Source organism: Apilactobacillus intestinapis (assembly GCF_049166695.1).
Classification (GTDB): Bacteria; Bacillota; Bacilli; order Lactobacillales; family Lactobacillaceae; genus Apilactobacillus; species Apilactobacillus kunkeei_C.
This window is the reverse complement of record NZ_JBMHFD010000001.1, coordinates 1-15,136: the sequence shown is the minus strand read 5'-3', so window position 1 is coordinate 15,136 and position 15,136 is coordinate 1. Positions and strand designations below refer to the sequence as shown.

Annotated in this window: 13 protein-coding genes, 21 tRNA genes and 1 rRNA gene; 2 read left to right on the top strand and 33 right to left on the bottom strand. The window is 38.2% G+C overall.

All coding sequences use genetic code 11. The features are described 5' to 3' along the window. Nucleotides 1-18: 18 nt before the first annotated feature. The 5 genes from ACOMA7_RS00175 to yjbM all read right to left on the bottom strand — a co-directional run bounded on the left by ACOMA7_RS00175 (nt 19) and on the right by yjbM (nt 3,817). Nucleotides 19-531 (bottom strand): tRNA (cytidine(34)-2'-O)-methyltransferase, encoded by a 513-nt coding sequence (locus ACOMA7_RS00175; protein ID WP_054608271.1) that lies wholly within the window; start codon nt 529-531, stop codon nt 19-21. Between the two features lie 14 nt (nt 532-545). Then, nucleotides 546-1,397, bottom strand: coding sequence for a methyltransferase domain-containing protein (locus ACOMA7_RS00170; RefSeq protein ID WP_421391254.1), 852 nt, complete (start codon nt 1,395-1,397; stop codon nt 546-548). Nucleotides 1,398-1,492: 95 nt separating this feature from the next. Further along, nucleotides 1,493-2,380 carry an RluA family pseudouridine synthase gene (locus ACOMA7_RS00165; RefSeq protein WP_421391252.1) on the bottom strand — a complete coding sequence of 296 codons (888 nt, stop codon included), beginning with the start codon at nt 2,378-2,380 and terminating at the stop codon, nt 1,493-1,495. Further along, complete coding sequence (locus ACOMA7_RS00160) at nt 2,373-3,182, bottom strand: NAD kinase (protein WP_054608274.1); 810 nt, start codon at nt 3,180-3,182, stop codon at nt 2,373-2,375. The genes ACOMA7_RS00165 and ACOMA7_RS00160 overlap by 8 nt, the downstream gene beginning before the upstream one ends. Nucleotides 3,183-3,184: 2 nt before the next feature. Next, complete coding sequence (gene yjbM / locus ACOMA7_RS00155; RefSeq protein ID WP_053791884.1) at nt 3,185-3,817, bottom strand: GTP diphosphokinase; 633 nt, start codon at nt 3,815-3,817, stop codon at nt 3,185-3,187. A 179-nt stretch (nt 3,818-3,996) separates the two neighbouring features. Here yjbM and ACOMA7_RS00150 point away from each other — a divergent pair, with 179 nt between their 5' ends. Next, nucleotides 3,997-4,638, top strand: coding sequence for a DsbA family protein (locus ACOMA7_RS00150; RefSeq protein WP_051592213.1), 642 nt, complete (start codon nt 3,997-3,999; stop codon nt 4,636-4,638). Nucleotides 4,639-4,676: 38 nt separating this feature from the next. On the opposite strand, the gene pepF is transcribed toward ACOMA7_RS00150, so the two are convergent. Genes pepF through ACOMA7_RS00130 form a run of 4 tightly spaced genes read right to left on the bottom strand, consistent with a single transcriptional unit; the run spans nt 4,677 to nt 9,548 of the window. After that, nucleotides 4,677-6,476: an oligoendopeptidase F gene (gene pepF / locus ACOMA7_RS00145; protein WP_421391247.1), complete on the bottom strand. Its 1,800-nt coding sequence runs from the start codon at nt 6,474-6,476 to the stop codon at nt 4,677-4,679. Between the two features lie 38 nt (nt 6,477-6,514). Then, nucleotides 6,515-7,669: a competence protein CoiA gene (locus ACOMA7_RS00140; RefSeq protein WP_421391245.1), complete on the bottom strand. Its 1,155-nt coding sequence runs from the start codon at nt 7,667-7,669 to the stop codon at nt 6,515-6,517. Then, the gene (locus tag ACOMA7_RS00135; protein WP_421391243.1) at nt 7,662-8,726 is read right to left on the bottom strand and encodes an adaptor protein MecA; all 1,065 of its coding nucleotides are present in this window, start codon (nt 8,724-8,726) and stop codon (nt 7,662-7,664) included. Before ACOMA7_RS00135 ends, ACOMA7_RS00140 begins: the two co-directional genes overlap by 8 nt. Nucleotides 8,727-8,786: 60 nt before the next feature. After that, nucleotides 8,787-9,548: an MBL fold metallo-hydrolase gene (locus ACOMA7_RS00130; protein WP_301945548.1), complete on the bottom strand. Its 762-nt coding sequence runs from the start codon at nt 9,546-9,548 to the stop codon at nt 8,787-8,789. A gap of 92 nt (nt 9,549-9,640) precedes the next feature. Here ACOMA7_RS00130 and ACOMA7_RS00125 point away from each other — a divergent pair, with 92 nt between their 5' ends. Next, nucleotides 9,641-10,093 carry a hypothetical protein gene (locus ACOMA7_RS00125; protein ID WP_054608279.1) on the top strand — a complete coding sequence of 151 codons (453 nt, stop codon included), beginning with the start codon at nt 9,641-9,643 and terminating at the stop codon, nt 10,091-10,093. 40 nt (nt 10,094-10,133) lie between these two features. Here ACOMA7_RS00125 and ACOMA7_RS00120 read toward each other — a convergent pair whose 3' ends face one another. From ACOMA7_RS00120 to rrf, 24 genes are all read right to left on the bottom strand, one after another. Beyond that, entirely contained in the window at nt 10,134-12,251 is a 2,118-nt protein-coding gene (locus ACOMA7_RS00120) for a heavy metal translocating P-type ATPase (protein ID WP_421391648.1), read from the bottom strand. Nucleotides 12,252-12,577: 326 nt separating this feature from the next. Further along, entirely contained in the window at nt 12,578-12,988 is a 411-nt protein-coding gene (locus tag ACOMA7_RS00115; RefSeq protein WP_054608280.1) for a CopY/TcrY family copper transport repressor, read from the bottom strand. Nucleotides 12,989-13,099: 111 nt separating this feature from the next. Beyond that, nucleotides 13,100-13,187, bottom strand: a tRNA-Ser gene (locus tag ACOMA7_RS00110). Nucleotides 13,188-13,195: 8 nt separating this feature from the next. Continuing rightward, a tRNA-Glu gene (locus tag ACOMA7_RS00105) sits at nt 13,196-13,268 on the bottom strand. 55 nt (nt 13,269-13,323) lie between these two features. After that, a tRNA-Asp gene (locus tag ACOMA7_RS00100) sits at nt 13,324-13,398 on the bottom strand. Nucleotides 13,399-13,402: 4 nt separating this feature from the next. Further along, nucleotides 13,403-13,476 (bottom strand) — tRNA-Met (locus ACOMA7_RS00095). Nucleotides 13,477-13,502: 26 nt separating this feature from the next. Further along, nucleotides 13,503-13,575, bottom strand: a tRNA-Glu gene (locus tag ACOMA7_RS00090). Nucleotides 13,576-13,588: 13 nt separating this feature from the next. Next, nucleotides 13,589-13,676 (bottom strand) — tRNA-Ser (locus tag ACOMA7_RS00085). A 2-nt stretch (nt 13,677-13,678) separates the two neighbouring features. Beyond that, nucleotides 13,679-13,753, bottom strand: a tRNA-Ile gene (locus ACOMA7_RS00080). 7 nt (nt 13,754-13,760) lie between these two features. Continuing rightward, nucleotides 13,761-13,831, bottom strand: a tRNA-Gly gene (locus ACOMA7_RS00075). A 32-nt stretch (nt 13,832-13,863) separates the two neighbouring features. After that, nucleotides 13,864-13,936 (bottom strand) — tRNA-Phe (locus ACOMA7_RS00070). A gap of 7 nt (nt 13,937-13,943) precedes the next feature. Then, a tRNA-Asp gene (locus tag ACOMA7_RS00065) sits at nt 13,944-14,018 on the bottom strand. A 4-nt stretch (nt 14,019-14,022) separates the two neighbouring features. Next, nucleotides 14,023-14,096 (bottom strand) — tRNA-Met (locus ACOMA7_RS00060). 9 nt (nt 14,097-14,105) lie between these two features. After that, nucleotides 14,106-14,193: transfer RNA gene (locus ACOMA7_RS00055), tRNA-Ser, on the bottom strand. A gap of 25 nt (nt 14,194-14,218) precedes the next feature. After that, nucleotides 14,219-14,292 (bottom strand) — tRNA-Ile (locus tag ACOMA7_RS00050). A gap of 9 nt (nt 14,293-14,301) precedes the next feature. Continuing rightward, nucleotides 14,302-14,375, bottom strand: a tRNA-Met gene (locus ACOMA7_RS00045). A gap of 34 nt (nt 14,376-14,409) precedes the next feature. Continuing rightward, nucleotides 14,410-14,483 (bottom strand) — tRNA-Pro (locus tag ACOMA7_RS00040). A gap of 5 nt (nt 14,484-14,488) precedes the next feature. Further along, nucleotides 14,489-14,562, bottom strand: a tRNA-Arg gene (locus tag ACOMA7_RS00035). Nucleotides 14,563-14,565: 3 nt separating this feature from the next. Next, nucleotides 14,566-14,654, bottom strand: a tRNA-Leu gene (locus ACOMA7_RS00030). A 19-nt stretch (nt 14,655-14,673) separates the two neighbouring features. After that, nucleotides 14,674-14,745, bottom strand: a tRNA-Gly gene (locus ACOMA7_RS00025). Between the two features lie 4 nt (nt 14,746-14,749). Further along, nucleotides 14,750-14,822: transfer RNA gene (locus ACOMA7_RS00020), tRNA-Thr, on the bottom strand. A 17-nt stretch (nt 14,823-14,839) separates the two neighbouring features. Beyond that, a tRNA-Lys gene (locus ACOMA7_RS00015) sits at nt 14,840-14,912 on the bottom strand. A 7-nt stretch (nt 14,913-14,919) separates the two neighbouring features. Further along, nucleotides 14,920-14,992 (bottom strand) — tRNA-Val (locus tag ACOMA7_RS00010). A gap of 6 nt (nt 14,993-14,998) precedes the next feature. After that, nucleotides 14,999-15,115 (bottom strand): 5S ribosomal RNA (rrf, locus tag ACOMA7_RS00005). Nucleotides 15,116-15,136 lie beyond the last annotated feature (21 nt).

The window sequence follows — 15,136 nt, the reverse complement described above, 5'->3', positions numbered from 1 at the left end:
TTGATTACCCCTTATCATTTATTTTAGTTTGTCGTATTCGTATTTATGTGTTCTTTCAAGGTTTGGAAATGATTGTTGTCTTAATGCTTCGTAAATAACGATGGCACATGTGTTTGATAGGTTCAACGCACGAATGTGAGTATCGTCTTGTGGAATTCTGATTGCCTTTTCTTCATTATCACGCATGAACATTTCAGGTAATCCGGTGGTTTCCTTACCAAACATGAAGTAATAGTTGTAGTCATCGTTTGTGTAATCACGATCTGTGTAGTCGTGGTTAGCAAACTTAGATACTAAGTAAAGTTTGTCCTTTTCGCCTAGTGTGTTCATGAATGCTGGTAGGCTTTCGTGATAGTTAATATCAACCTTGTCCCAGTAGTCTAATCCCGCTCTTTTTAGATGCTTATCATCAACTGAGAATCCTAGTGGTTTAATTAAGTCCAAAACAGTGTCGGTACCGGCACATGTTCTTGCAATGTTACCAGTGTTAGCTGGCATTAATGGTTCAAATAAAACAATATGGTTAGTCATAATTTTTCCTCGCTTTAAAACTGATTATCTAATATTGATACATCAACCGTGATTGATGTTAGTGATTCAACCTCTGATTGTGTTAAATCTTTCGCATTATGGCCCCAATGAAGTGGTGTCATAATCATTAAATCGTGAGTTAACTCTTTTGGTAACTCAACGGTGTATTTCACATCGTATTTCTTCGCATTTGGATAATGCTCCATAAATAAATCGACAACCTTTTGGTTATCATAGCTACTATTTTCGCTATCATTACCATAAAGTTTTTGTCTTAATTCATATAGGTAATGTGAGTTTGGCACTATCTTAATCAAGTGACCCTTTGGTGCAATAATTCGATTAAATTCCTTGTAAGCTGATGGGGAAAATAAATCCATAATAATATCAATACTTTGATCATTAAATGGAAGGTTCGCCAAATCAGCAACACAGAAAAACATTTGGTCGCTTAATTCACTGGTTGATAGGTTGACCCCTGGTTTAGAAATGTCAAAACCAATTGCACTATCCACGTTCTTTCTTAAGTCTTCCAAACGTCTTAGCGGTGTTCCTTCACCACTACCGATGTCAACAATGTTCTTATGCCCGGCATCGATTAGTTCATTAATCTTGTGTAAAATGCCATCGAAGAAACCAGCCTGCATAATTCTTCGTCTTGATTCTAACATATCCCCATCATATTCTGTATTCACCTTATGGTTAATAAATTGAATAGTTCCCTTTTTGGAAATATCCAATGAGTGGTTGTTAGGACAAACGATTGAATTATCAACTTGCTTAATAAATGATTCTTTACATACTGGGCATCTAAATAAATCGATATTTTGTTTTAAAAATTGCTTTGCAATTTCGATTTTTTTCATATCTAAATCATCCTTATCCAATTCAATATATAAGTATATCATATTCGTAAAGTCTTCATTTACAGGAACTAAAAAAAGACCCTAATATCAAGATATTAGAAGCCTTGAATAATTGACGACATGTCCGTAGGAATTTTTGATTCACAGACTACGTCTTGTTGTGTAAACGGATTATAAAATTTCATTTTGTAGCAATGTAGTGCCTGACGATCCAATTCATGGTTGTCAGGATTGTAAAGCCAATCCCCAATTAATGGGTGGCCGATTACCTCGAAATGAACCCTGATTTGGTGGGTTCGACCCGAATGTAGCTTAATCTTCACCAATGAATGACTAGGTGTATTTTGTACCACCCATGACTCCGTCTTGGAAGGTTTTCCCCCATCCATCACACATCTTTTAATAAACGAACCGGGTTTTCGATCAATCGGTAGGTTAATTTCTAGATGCTTATCATTCAATGGATTTTCCACAATTGCAACATACATCTTTTCAATTTGATGGTGTTGCATTTGCTTATCTAATACAGAATGCGCAAAGTGATGCTTGGCGAAAATGATAATCCCGCTGGTGTCCATGTCTAATCGATTCACGATATGAATCTTTTGATTGTCGTAATCATGTCTTAGAAAGTATCCCTTCACTCGATTAGCAATCGTATCATTTTTATATAAATGAGATGGTAGACATGCCACGTGAGCTGGTTTATCAACAACCAAGAAGTGATCATCTTCATACAAAATATTGATTGGTAGATTTGATACCGCAATAATATCGTTAGCTGGTTCGGGTGGTAACGTGATGGTTACCTCGTCGCCTTGAGCCAACATATAATTGACCTTCTCTTCGGTTCCGTTGACTACAATTTTGCCGCCTTCGAATTTAATCTGTTTCAATAGTGTACGCGAAATACCATTTTGGCGTAAGAACGTTCTTAATCGGATGGGACTGTCCTGTTGATTGGACCAGGTGAAACTAGTCATCCTCGTGAACTCCGATGAATGAATTGCTTACACGTTTCCAGAAATGGGTGTGACGATATTGAGCGAAGTAAATTCTATCGTTACAGATGGAATATGAAATTGATTTAATTGGACGATCAGAAATCAATAACTGGTCACATGTTAAAATGTTGTGCTTTGGTGAATCAGGAACAATTGTGATTGTTTCATCAGGTGGCACAATTACAGGTGAACCCAATGTTCTAAAGACACGGTTATTGATTGATGCCATTTCAGATACTTGAATGGCGTTTAGTTGAGGATTAATGATTGCCCCACCAACTGACTTGTTATAAGCGGTAGACCCGGTTGGTGTGGAGACACAGAGGCCATCCCCTCTAAACTTTTCAAAAAATTCACCCTTGATGTAAATATCGGTAACCATTGTTCCGTTAATGCGTTTTAAGGTAGATTCATTTAGCGCAACGAAACTATCGTCTGGTCCACCATCGGTGTATTGAACCTTGATTGATAGCAATGGATAGCTAACACTTTGACCATTATCATCTTCCAAACTGTCGACTAGTTCTTTTACTTCGTAGTCACGCCAGTCGGTGTAAAAACCAAGGTGGCCAGTATGGATTCCCACAAAGCGAATCTTGCTAATTGCATCGCGATAATGATGAAAAGCTGACAAAAGTGTTCCGTCTCCCCCAACGGAAATCACAATTTGCGGATTTAATCCATCGTATTCAAGTTTTTCAGACGCATCAATTTTTTCTTTTAATTGTGTAGCAACCTCTTTGGATGTAAATCCGTCGTTACTATAAATTGCAACCTTCATAACTATTCATCCCTATTATGTTCATTTTTGGTTCCATCTTCTTGAGTTTCAATTAACTCATCTCTGATTTCAGACATCCCTTCATCCAACTTGAATGCTGTTTCCGCAGATTGTTGAAGACGCTTCTTCAATTCTTCTGGGAATTCACCATTGTACTTGTAATTTAGGGAATGTTCTACTGTTGCCCAGAAATTCATGGCAAGTGTTCTTACCTGAATTTCGGCTAAAATTTTCTTTTCTCCACCGACTAATTCGATTGGATACTCAAAAACAATATGGTATGAACGATATCCACTAGCTTTTTCACGATTAACATAATCACGTTCTTCCAAGATATTAATATCGCTTCTTCTTCTAAGAATATCGACAACAACGTAAATGTCATCGACAAATGGACACATAATTCTAAGTCCCGCAATATCTTCCATATCTTGAGATAAACGATCTTCTGATACATAGCGGCGTTTCATTTTTTCTTTAATACTGTCGATTGGTTTGACTCGACCAGTAACAAACTCAATCGGACTTCTTTTATCCGATTGAATGAATTCTTTACGAATTCCTCTTAATTTGACCTTTAATTCACCTACGGCTTGTTCGTATGGAAATAAAAAGTCACTCCAGTTTTTTATCACTAGGCTAACCTCCTTGTTAAACCTAATTTACTACATTATTTTACCACACTATTCAAGAAGTAAAAAAGCAAACAATTTTTTACCGTTTATGAGCGAAATGGTTGTATTTACCGGTGTATTTGGTATTCTATTTAATGGAATTCATAGAACGAAACAAAAATCTTAATGGAGGGATAAAAGTGTTTGAACTATTTCTGTTTATAGATCCATTGTGTAAAGCATGCAGGAATTCAGAAAATACCGTTTTACAGATTTCTGAAGACGTTGATTCAAAATTTAAGTTGCAGTTCATTCCGATTTACAATCTAAAGGTTGTCCAAACCGACTTCTGCAACTCAAACAATCAACTTAAAAAGCGATTATCTTCTGAAGAACTTTCTGCCTTATACAGAAACGTTGTCTTAGATTATAAGGCTGCCTTATTCCAAGGTATGAAAAAAGGACGTAAGTTCTTAACAGCGATTCAGGATAAACTATTGACTGAAGGTTACATCTACTCAGACGAAATGGCAATTGAAATTGCTAAGAAATGCGGTCTAGATGTTGAAATGTTTAAGGAAGATCGTCGTTCAAACCTTGCTAAGAAATCAATCAAAAAAGACCAAGATTTGGTCCAAAACATGAAGATTGAAAAACCAGCTTCAGCTGTTATCTTCAACTGTGAAGGAAACGATGATGGTATTTTAACTGATGACATTGAATATTCAACATTATTCAATGCCTGCTGTGATAAAAACTTAACTCCCGAATACTTAAAGGATGCATTAAGCGAAAGCAGTCTAAAAGAAACTAAAATGAAACACCTTCGTGTTCTAAAATAAAAAAAGCTTCCAACGAAAAGTTGGAAGCTTTTTTGTTATTAAATTAATGATTCTAATTCATTTAATCTTTCTTCAAAGAACTTGAATGCATTTTCTAGGTAATCAGCATTAGTCATGTCGATACCAGCTTTTTTCATTACGTTTAATGGATAATCAGAACTACCTGATTTTAGGTAACCGATGTACTTATCAATTGCTTCTTGGTCGTTTTTACAGATGCCATCTGATAAATCAATGGCGGCTGCAAAACCAGTAGCATATTGATATACATAGTAATTCATGTAGAAGTGCGGAATTCTGGCCCATTCGTATGCGATTTCTGGATCAGATACCACTCCGTCACCATAATAGCGTTGGTTTAACTTGTAGTAGAAATCACTTAGCATCTTAGCTGTTAGTGGGTTCCCCGCTTGTTCTTGTTGGTGAGCAAAGTCTTCAAATTCAGCAAATTGGGTTTGTCTGAATATAGTTCCTTTGAAACCATCTAGGAAGTGATTTAATACGTACTTTTTAACTTCAACATCATCGGTATTCTTCAAAAGATAATCGGTTAAGATATTTTCGTTAGTTGTTGATGCGATTTCGGCTAAGAAGATTGAGTAATCACCATATTGGAATGGTTGGTTATGGGTTGTGTAGTAACTGTGCATACTGTGACCTGATTCGTGAACAAGTGTAAACAAGTTATCAAGGTTATCTTGCCAGTTTAATAAGATGTATGGGTTAGTGTCGTATACTCCTGATGAGTATGCCCCACTTCTCTTCCCCTTGTTTTCAACTACATCAATCCAACGATTGTTAAATTCTTCCTTGATATGATCAATGTAATCATCCCCAAGGATTGATAATGCCTTAATTGATTCTTCCTTGGCTTCATCAAAATTGTATGAGATTGGTGAATTACCAAATAAAGGTGTGTATAAGTCATACATGTGCATTTCATCTAAAGAAAGTAGCTTCTTTCTTAGTTTAACGTAGCGATGTAATAAAGGTAGGTACTTATTAACAGTATCAATTAGTTGTTGGTATACCTTTTCATCGATATGGTTATTGCTCAATGCAGCTTCCTTAGCTGAGCTAAAGTGACGCATTGAAGCTCTAAAGTTATGCACCTTCACTTCACCAGAAAGTGTTGATGCTAAAGTGTTCTTGAATTGGTTATAAACTGTGTATAACTGTTGGAATGCTTCCTTACGAACACTTCTGTCTGTGGATTCAAGTAACTTACTGTAGACCCCGTTTGATAGTTCAACCTTGTTACCGTCTTCGTCTGATACAATTGGGAACTTCAAGTCGGAATTGGTCATTACACCATAGACGTTTGAAGGGGTATCAAAGATGTTACCTAAACTTGATAGAATTTTTTCATGTTCAGCATCTAAGATATGGTCCTTTTGGCTGAATAGTTCATCAAAGTAGTGTGTGTAATCTGCTAGTTCTGATTCTTCAGCTATCATCTTCTTTAGATCATCTTCACTGATGTTTAAAACCGCCGGTTCAAACCACGCTAGTGCAGATGATGCTTTAGATGCTAAATCAGCACATCTTGCATTCATGCTTTGGTATTCTGAATTTGATGTATCAGCATCACTCTTCAACGATGAGTACACATATAATTTTTCAACTTTACGTTCTAGTTTTTCGATTGCTTTTAAATCACTTAAAAGTGTTTTGGCATCAAAATGATCAATCTTTAACTTTTCAACAGCTTCGACTTCTTTGACGCATTCTTTGAAATCAGCTTCAAAGTCATTATCTGTCTTATAGATAGTTGTTAAGTCCCAGGTTAATTTTTCTGGTACTTCTGATCTCTTTGGTAATTGTTTTACTTCACTCATAAAAACACCGCCTTTTGAAATATGCTATCTCCATCTTATCAAAAAATAGTGTTATTTTGCGTACTTAGCTCATTTAATTTTTGATAGTAATCGTCAAACCACTTAATTTCGTCGATTATGTAGACTCTACCATTTTTAATTTTAATTTTTCGTTTAGTTATCAACTGCATTATCAACAATTTAAACTCATCTTTAATATATTGAGTGGCGTTATGCACAAGTGGATAATTCGTTTGTAATCCGACCATTTGATTTGCAAACGCAAACACATCCCTTAATTTCGCGCGTTCCTTGATGCCAGCAACAATCAATATTTTCCATATCAAAAAGTTCTTCCCCATGATTGGACTGGTCACCTGTTTAATATCACAGATAATTGGCGATCCAGAAATATTATGATGCTGGTTATAACAAACGTTTTGCCACTTTAGCATCTGTTGATTCCGATAAAAGAGTTGATTTTCAATCCTGGTTAACTGACTAATCATGCCATGCATATTACTTTTGTACTGAACGATGATGCCGGGATTGTGAATAAACCTCAATAATTCATCCAACCGAGCAAACGTGACTCTTTGGTATCGTAGTTTTCCACACACATACTGACAGTTGTAACGTACCTCGATTTTGCGTTCGTTTATCAACCAGAAAAAGATGGTAAAACCAATTGAATCGATATAGTAATAAAACTTATTCACACTATCGCTGCCAAACCGTTTTCTGTAATTACTCCCCAATATCCATAGTGATTTCATATGTAGTTTATGGTATCCCATGATGCGTTCTTCCAATCGTTTCCGTGAAATCGGGCTGCATTGAAACTCAAACGCTAGTTTTTGATACATCAAATCGGGACGTTGATTGATTTCGGGCAAATACTTTTCCACATGTGTATTTCTTTTATCAATAAAATTCAGGAGCTGTTCTTTGCCCATTAAATGTTCATTGCTCTCGCCGTCTTCCATCGCAATCACACACTGACTATTCTTAAAGTGCGCAAAGTGTGGCGCATTAATGTTGCCGCGTTTTAAAATTAACTCTTCTTTGCAGATTGGACAGTAGTACTTTTGATTATCTTTAGCTGCACTCGCACTGACTAACTTTTCTTTATCAGATGCCATTAACATTTTCATCACCCAATAAATTAGATACGAAAAAAGACTGGCATATTTGCCAGTCTTTTTATTAGCCAAAGTATTTATTCACTTGGGTCATTGCTTGATGATCCATTATTACTTTCTTGTCGTTGTAGTGCTTGAAATCTACAGCGTCGATTTGGTTTCCATATTCAACGGCTTCACTCACAGCACTAGTAAAGTGCTTGAAGTCGACTTCGTTCTCAGTTCTAGTGGTAGTTAATTGAACCACGTAGAATGAACCGACCTTGTACAATGTTGAATCAACATCTTGAATGCCATGAATTGCATCGGCTAGTTTAACAACATTGTCGAAGTCGCTAACCTTTAGAATCATTTCCCATTTTTCAAGTTGTGGATTAAAGTGGCCTAAGCTTGGTTGCTTAGCATTTTTTACCATATCCTTGAATGGGTCACTATTGGAACGCTTGCTTGTTGAATCCAAGTCTTGACGTTCGCTTCTAGCTTGGTTAATTGTCGCAATCATCATTAGCTTGTAATGAGCATAGTCATCACTTCTTTCAAGCGCATCAATCATAGTTGAAAGATTCAATTGAATGTTATCAATGAATTCTTTTGTTTTGTCATCATATTTGTGATCTTCGCTCTTGAAGTCTAGGATTTTACCAAGCATTTCCTTGGCTCGAATCAATGAGTACAAACTCTTGGTATCAGTATAGTCCTTAAAGTGTCCCATACTTGGTAGTTGTGCTCTTTGTTCGTCGGTTCTGTCTTCACCAGTGTCGGTAAACATTTCAGAGCCAGGTCCATCATAGGTTTCATTGTCATTTTCGTCGTCTTCGATTTCATCGTCGACGTTATCATCTTCTACTTGTTCATCATCATTATTATTGATTTGGTTTTGGTTATCAAAAACATTCTTATTCTTAATAAACATGTCTAACCCTGTACTGTTTGGCAATACTTGGAAAGATACTGCCCCTGTACTCTTGAATTCATCATCTACATCGATTTCGTCCAAGATTGAGTATAAGAAAGATTCAATGCCATCTTCATCACCTAAAAGTGATAATAAATCAATTCCGCGTTCATCTAATTCTTGATTAGTGATTGTTACTTTGATTGTTCCAGAATTAATTTTTTCCATTCTCATTATCGACACCTCTTCTCACGTTCGTTATTTAATAACTACATTTTAACCTATTATCAACGGTTAGTTCAATGATTTAACGTCTTTTAAATCAATTACCATCCCTGTTTTTGGTAAGATTACGTTTACTGAATTATTTGTTGCCATCTCAGTTTGTTTCTTTAAATCATCCAAGTCACCATATTGTGGTAAATGACTGATTAAAACGTTGTTAACCTTAGCATCCAATGCTAATTTACCGGTTTCTTCAGAAGTCATGTGCCATTTTTGACCTTCCTTGTCATCATAGAAATTAGTGTCGGTCATTAATAAGTCAGCACCTTCACAAAATGATGCTAAGTCTTCAAAGTATCTAGTGTCCCCTGTGTAAACTAGTACTTGATTTGTTGCCTTGTCTTTAATCTTAATCGCAAATGTAACGACAGGATGTTGTGTTTTCTTAAATGTAATTTCCAAGTCACCTAAGGTTAAAACATCATCTTCATGGTATGGTTTAGCAACCGTATCGTCGAACCAGTTCAAAGCATCGAAATGTTCTTCATCTTCAGTGTGGCCATAAATTGATAGAGGGCCTTCCTTTAGCTTATTAGGTGCTAGTTGCCAGTAGTGTTGTAAAACCCCAACGTCCGCAATATGATCACTGTGGTAGTGAGATAATAAGACCGCGTCTAGGTTGTATGGGTTTAAGTGCTTTTCTAATTCCAATAGCACCCCACTTCCACAGTCCAATAATAGATTGAATTTTTCAGTTTGAATTAAATATCCGCTTGTGGCGATTCCATTATCTGGATAACCACCATAATATCCTAATACAGTAACCTTCATTTTGCATACCTTCTACTTGTTTTTATTTATCTTTAGTGTAAATATATAGATGTGATTTGTAAAATCTTTTTTATCATCTTGGAGGCGTAAAAATGGAAAATCAAATCAGCATGACATTTGGTAGCAATCAAATTTTAAACAAGATCAGAAAACAACATCCCAATGTAAAATTAAGTTTATTTAAAAACGGTGACGATCAGTATCAAATCGTCGATTTTTCCGGGAATCATAATATTTTCAAAAACCCAATTACATTCGATGTGTTGAAGAATCATAACTTTACTGAAAAGTTTGAGTTCGTAAATTATTCATACTTCAACCTATCAGAAGATGACCAAAAAATCTTCGATGCCAGCATCGAAAAGATGGATAATGATTCGAAGTTAGATAACATGGTTTCATTCGTCATCTTAAAGGAAACGGTTAACCGTAAGAGAACAGTTTTAATGACAACTTGGCATAATTACTTTGACTTCAATAATTGGAAGAAGAGAAATGACTTTTTGAACCTAGCAGAAATGTCATTAAACTATAAACGAGCATAATAAAAAAGCACTTTGGAATTAATCCAAGTGCTTTTTTTATTTACTTAATTTTTAATGTCATAGCATTAATTGCAACAATCACTGTACTTAGTGACATAATCACGGCACCTAACATTGGTCCAATGATAATACCAATTGAAGAAAGTGCTCCGGCTGCAAGTGGTAATGCGATGATGTTGTATCCAGCACCCCACCATAGGTTTTGAATCATCTTGGTACGAGCGTGTTTTGCAAGTTTAACCAAGTTAATCACATCTGCTGGATCACTGTTTACTAAGACAACGTCAGCGGATTCGATGGCAACGTCAGTACCTGAACCGATGGCAACACCTAAATCAGCCTTAGTAAGACTAGGGGCATCATTGACACCATCACCGATAAACATAACTTTACCTTGTTCTTGGTACTTATTAACTAGTTTTTGTTTGTCTTCAGGAACTAATTGAGCGTTAACTTCCTTAATTCCTAAAATGCTTGCTACCTTATCAGCAGCTTGTTGGTTATCACCGGTTAGCATAACTGGGATAATGTTTTGACTGCTTAAGAAATCAATCATGTCCTTTGCACCAGGCTTGATTGAATCACCTTCAGCAATGTATCCAACAACTTTGCCATTTTCGACGACATAACTCAATGAGTTACCTTGTTGTAGATACTTGTCAGCAGTCTTTTGATCGTAATCAATACCATTCTTGTCTAAGTATGAACTTGAAACAACTTGGTATTCCTTACCATCAACGGTTCCCTTAATCCCTGAACCAGCAATTTCTTCAACGTTTTCAGCCTGAAGTGGCGATTCGTTTAAATCCTTGAATGCTTGAACAATTCCTTGCGCAAGTGGATGACTTGATGATGCTTCGATCGCCGCAGCAATCTTAATTACATCCTTCTTGTCGATGTTTGAATCTAAACTATCGTAGGCATTAACCTTGAAATCACCTTGAGTTAAAGTACCTGTTTTATCCATTAAAGCGTATCTAATTTGTTTAATACCTTCTAGTGCGGTCTTGTTTCTAATCAATAATCCATGAGTGGCAGAAATTGAAGTCATTCTTGAAATGATTAAAGGAATAGCTAGACCTAAGGCGTGTGGACAAGCAATGATTAATACACTGACAGTAATTGGAATTGCGTATGCAACACCATCTAAGATGCTCCAAGTTACAAACGCGATGACAGCAACAATCAATGCAGCGTAAAATAGGTATCCGGCAACTTTGTTAGCTAAATCTTCTGCTTCTGATTTTGATGCTTGTGCTTCACTTACCATGTTCATAACCTTTGATAAGTAACCACTTTCACCGGTACCAGTAATCTTAACCTTGATAGTTCCACTACCGTTAATTGATCCACCAATTACAGAATCATCGACACCCTTTTGCACGTCTCTTGATTCACCAGTAATTAATGATTCGTTTAAAGCAGTACTACCATCAACAATTGTTCCATCAGCGGGCACTTTTTCACCTGATTTAATTAAGATGGTTTGACCTTCTGATAATTCATGAACTGATACGTCTTTAGTTTGACCATCTGATTGAACTAAATGAGCATTGTCAGGTAATAATTCAGCTAGTTTGTTTAAAGCAGAACCAGCGTTCATTACGGAATTCATTTCAATCCAGTGACCTAATAACATGATGACAATCAATGTTGATAATTCCCAGAAGAAATCATTTACCATTGGTGTTACCTTTAAAATGTCGTTAGCAATCACTGCATAAACACTGTATACATAAGCAACAGAAATCCCCATTGTAATTAGTGACATCATACCCGGCTTTTTACTCTTCATTTCACTGATACATGAAGTGAAAAATGGGTATCCACCATAGATGAATAAGATAGTTCCTAATACTAGAACAACAAAATCAGAGCCAGGAAATGTCACTTGGAAAGGCATCTTCATTCCCATCATTGGTGACATGATAATAATTGGAATTGTTAGAATCAATGAAATCCAAAACTTCAATTTTAGGTTTCCCATATGCATGTGACCCATGCTACCGTGGTCCATGCCACCATGGCCCATGTCCATACCGCAGCCCATGCCACTCATGCTCATGTGACCCATATCGTGGCCCATGTGGCTGTGATCCATGTGGTTCATATCATGGTCCATGTGTTCGTGATTCATGTGACTCATATCGTGATCCATATGGTGCATATGTTCGTGGTCCATGTGATTCATGTCATGTCCCATGTGTTCATTGTCCATGTTACCCATATCATGATTCATGTGGTGCATATCGCAATGATGGTCTCCATGAGAATGGTCATGTTCCCCACCATGGCTGCAACAACTCATATTTTCATGATTAGAATGGGAATGACCCTCCATCTTCATGTCATCATGATGCATATCACACTTATGATCTGGGTTGCTGTGATCATGGTGCTTGCAGCAAGCCATTTCTCCGTTGTGTTTTTCTACGTCATTCATATCATGCTTTTTTTCGCACATTTATCTCATCTCCAAATAGATTATTCTTCCAAGCACTTACAATGAACCTCTTCTGGTGCTGTATCTCTCTTTTTCTTTAAGACATCAATGATTGAATCGATATCTCTTTTGCTTAATTCAATGCTTTGAATAACGTCATGAAGTGTTTCTCCATAATGCATACAACACATTGATTCAAATACTCTCTTAACAGACATATCATATGCTGCTTGTTCCTTAATGGCAGAATAATAAATGTTTTTTCTACCATCCTTCTTAATCCCTAAGAATTCTTTATCACATAAACGGGATAATAATGTTTTGATTGTTGATGAACTCCAGTCCATTTTCTTGGATAGGATATCAATCAATTGACTACTAGTTGTCTCTCCTAGTGTCCAAACAATTCTCATTACTTCCCATTCAGATTTCGTAATATCAGTCTTTTCCAAAAGCTGTATCACCCCACTCATTTATTTAACATTTTATAGTCTACAATTGTAGACGAAAGAAGTCAAATAAAAAGGATTGCAATTTAATGCAATCCTTCGTTTCCTACGTTAAGGAGAATGAGAGATTCGAACTCTCGCGTGGTTTGACCCACCTAGCGGTTTTCAAGACCGCCCCCTTCAGCCACTTGGGTAATTCTCCATAAATGATGACCCGTACGGGATTCGAACCCATGTTACTGCCGTGAAAGGGCAGTGTCTTAAACCACTTGACCAACGGGTCATAATAAATATTATGACAATAAAAAAAGATTATCCATCAAGGACGATCTCATTTACGGTTCGTACGAGACTCGAACTCGTGACCTCCTGCGTGACAGGCAGGCGTCCTAAACCGACTAGACCAACGAACCAAAATTGCGGGAGCCGGATTTGAACCAACGACCTCCGGGTTATGAGCCCGACGAGCTACCAGACTGCTCTATCCCGCGATAATTATATAAAAGAAATATTTTAATGACCCGTACGGGATTCGAACCCATGTTACTGCCGTGAAAGGGCAGTGTCTTAAACCACTTGACCAACGGGTCAGTCAAAAACTAACGGAGAAGGAGAGATTCGAACTCTCGCGCCGGTAACCCGACCTACACCCTTAGCAGGGGCGCCTCTTCAGCCACTTGAGTACTTCTCCAATGGGCCTAGGGGGACTCGAACCTCCGACCTCACGCTTATCAGGCGTGCGCTCTAAACCAACTGAGCTATAGGCCCATATAAAAGCGGGTAACGAGAATCGAACTCGCGACAATAGCTTGGAAGGCTATGGTTTTACCACTAAACTATACCCGCATAATATAAAGTATAACATATATTTAGTTAAATGGCGCGGGACAGAATCGAACTGCCGACACACGGAGCTTCAATCCGTTGCTCTACCAACTGAGCTACCGAGCCATATAAACGGTTCGTACGAGACTCGAACTCGTGACCTCCTGCGTGACAGGCAGGCGTCCTAAACCAACTAGACCAACGAACCAAAATTGCGGGAGCCGGATTTGAACCAACGACCTCCGGGTTATGAGCCCGACGAGCTACCAGACTGCTCTATCCCGCGATAATATAAAGGAGAATGAGAGATTCGAACTCTCGCGTGGTTTGACCCACCTAGCGGTTTTCAAGACCGCCCCCTTCAGCCACTTGGGTAATTCTCCATATGACGTGAAACAAAGTCCACTATGGACCTTGTAGGACTCGAACCTACGACCGGACGGTTATGAGCCGTCTGCTCTAACCAACTGAGCTAAAGGTCCAAGACCTAATCGCGGCAGAGGGGATCGAACCCCCGACCTCCCGGGTATGAACCGGACGCTCTAGCCAGCTGAGCTACACCGCGATATGTGACTAATATGACGAGTTATTAAACTCTATCGGGAAGACAGGATTCGAACCTGCGACCCCCTGGTCCCAAACCAGGTGCTCTACCAAGCTGAGCTACTTCCCGAGAAATGCACCCAGTAGGAGTCGAACCTACAACCTTCTGATTCGTAGTCAGACACTCTATCCAGTTGCGCTATGGGTGCATATGGTGCCGAGGACCGGGATCGAACCGGTACGGTTATCACTAACCGCAGGATTTTAAGTCCTGTGCGTCTGCCAATTCCGCCACCCCGGCATATATAATGAATTGGCAAAGCGGAAGACGGGATTCGAACCCGCGACCCCCACCATGGCAAGGTGATGTTCTACCACTGAACTACTTCCGCATAATGCCGACTAGAGGATTCGAACCTCCGACCCCCTGTTTACAAGACAGGTGCTCTGCCAGCTGAGCTAAGTCGGCATATTATATTAAATTAATGAGCCGTGGCAGGTTCGAACTGCCGACCCTCTGATTAAAAGTCAGATGCTCTACCGGCTGAGCTAACGGCTCGTATGGATGGAGGATACAGGGCTCGAACCTGTGACCTCCTGCTTGTAAGGCAGATGCTCTCCCAACTGAGCTAATCCTCCATAATTGCGCGGCGACTTCCTACCCTTGCAGAGGGCGATCCCTCAACTACTATCGGCGTTTAGAAGCTTAACTTCTGTGTTCGGCATGGGAACAGGTGTATCCTTCTAGCTATCGCCACCACACTATTTATCTGAAAGAACTTC

What these genes read in the sequence shown, in the direction of transcription:
- ACOMA7_RS00175 (WP_054608271.1), bottom strand. Translation starts at nt 531, where the DNA reads ATGACTAACCATATTGTTTTATTTGAACCATTAATGCCAGCTAACACT.
- ACOMA7_RS00170 (WP_421391254.1), bottom strand. Translation starts at nt 1,397, where the DNA reads ATGAAAAAAATCGAAATTGCAAAGCAATTTTTAAAACAAAATATCGAT.
- ACOMA7_RS00165 (WP_421391252.1), bottom strand. Translation starts at nt 2,380, where the DNA reads ATGACTAGTTTCACCTGGTCCAATCAACAGGACAGTCCCATCCGATTA.
- ACOMA7_RS00160 (WP_054608274.1), bottom strand. Translation starts at nt 3,182, where the DNA reads ATGAAGGTTGCAATTTATAGTAACGACGGATTTACATCCAAAGAGGTT.
- pepF (WP_421391247.1), bottom strand. Translation starts at nt 6,476, where the DNA reads ATGAGTGAAGTAAAACAATTACCAAAGAGATCAGAAGTACCAGAAAAA.
- ACOMA7_RS00135 (WP_421391243.1), bottom strand. Translation starts at nt 8,726, where the DNA reads ATGAGAATGGAAAAAATTAATTCTGGAACAATCAAAGTAACAATCACT.
- ACOMA7_RS00130 (WP_301945548.1), bottom strand. Translation starts at nt 9,548, where the DNA reads ATGAAGGTTACTGTATTAGGATATTATGGTGGTTATCCAGATAATGGA.
- ACOMA7_RS00125 (WP_054608279.1), top strand. Translation starts at nt 9,641, where the DNA reads ATGGAAAATCAAATCAGCATGACATTTGGTAGCAATCAAATTTTAAAC.
- ACOMA7_RS00120 (WP_421391648.1), bottom strand. Translation starts at nt 12,251, where the DNA reads ATGGATCACGATATGAGTCACATGAATCACGAACACATGGACCATGAT.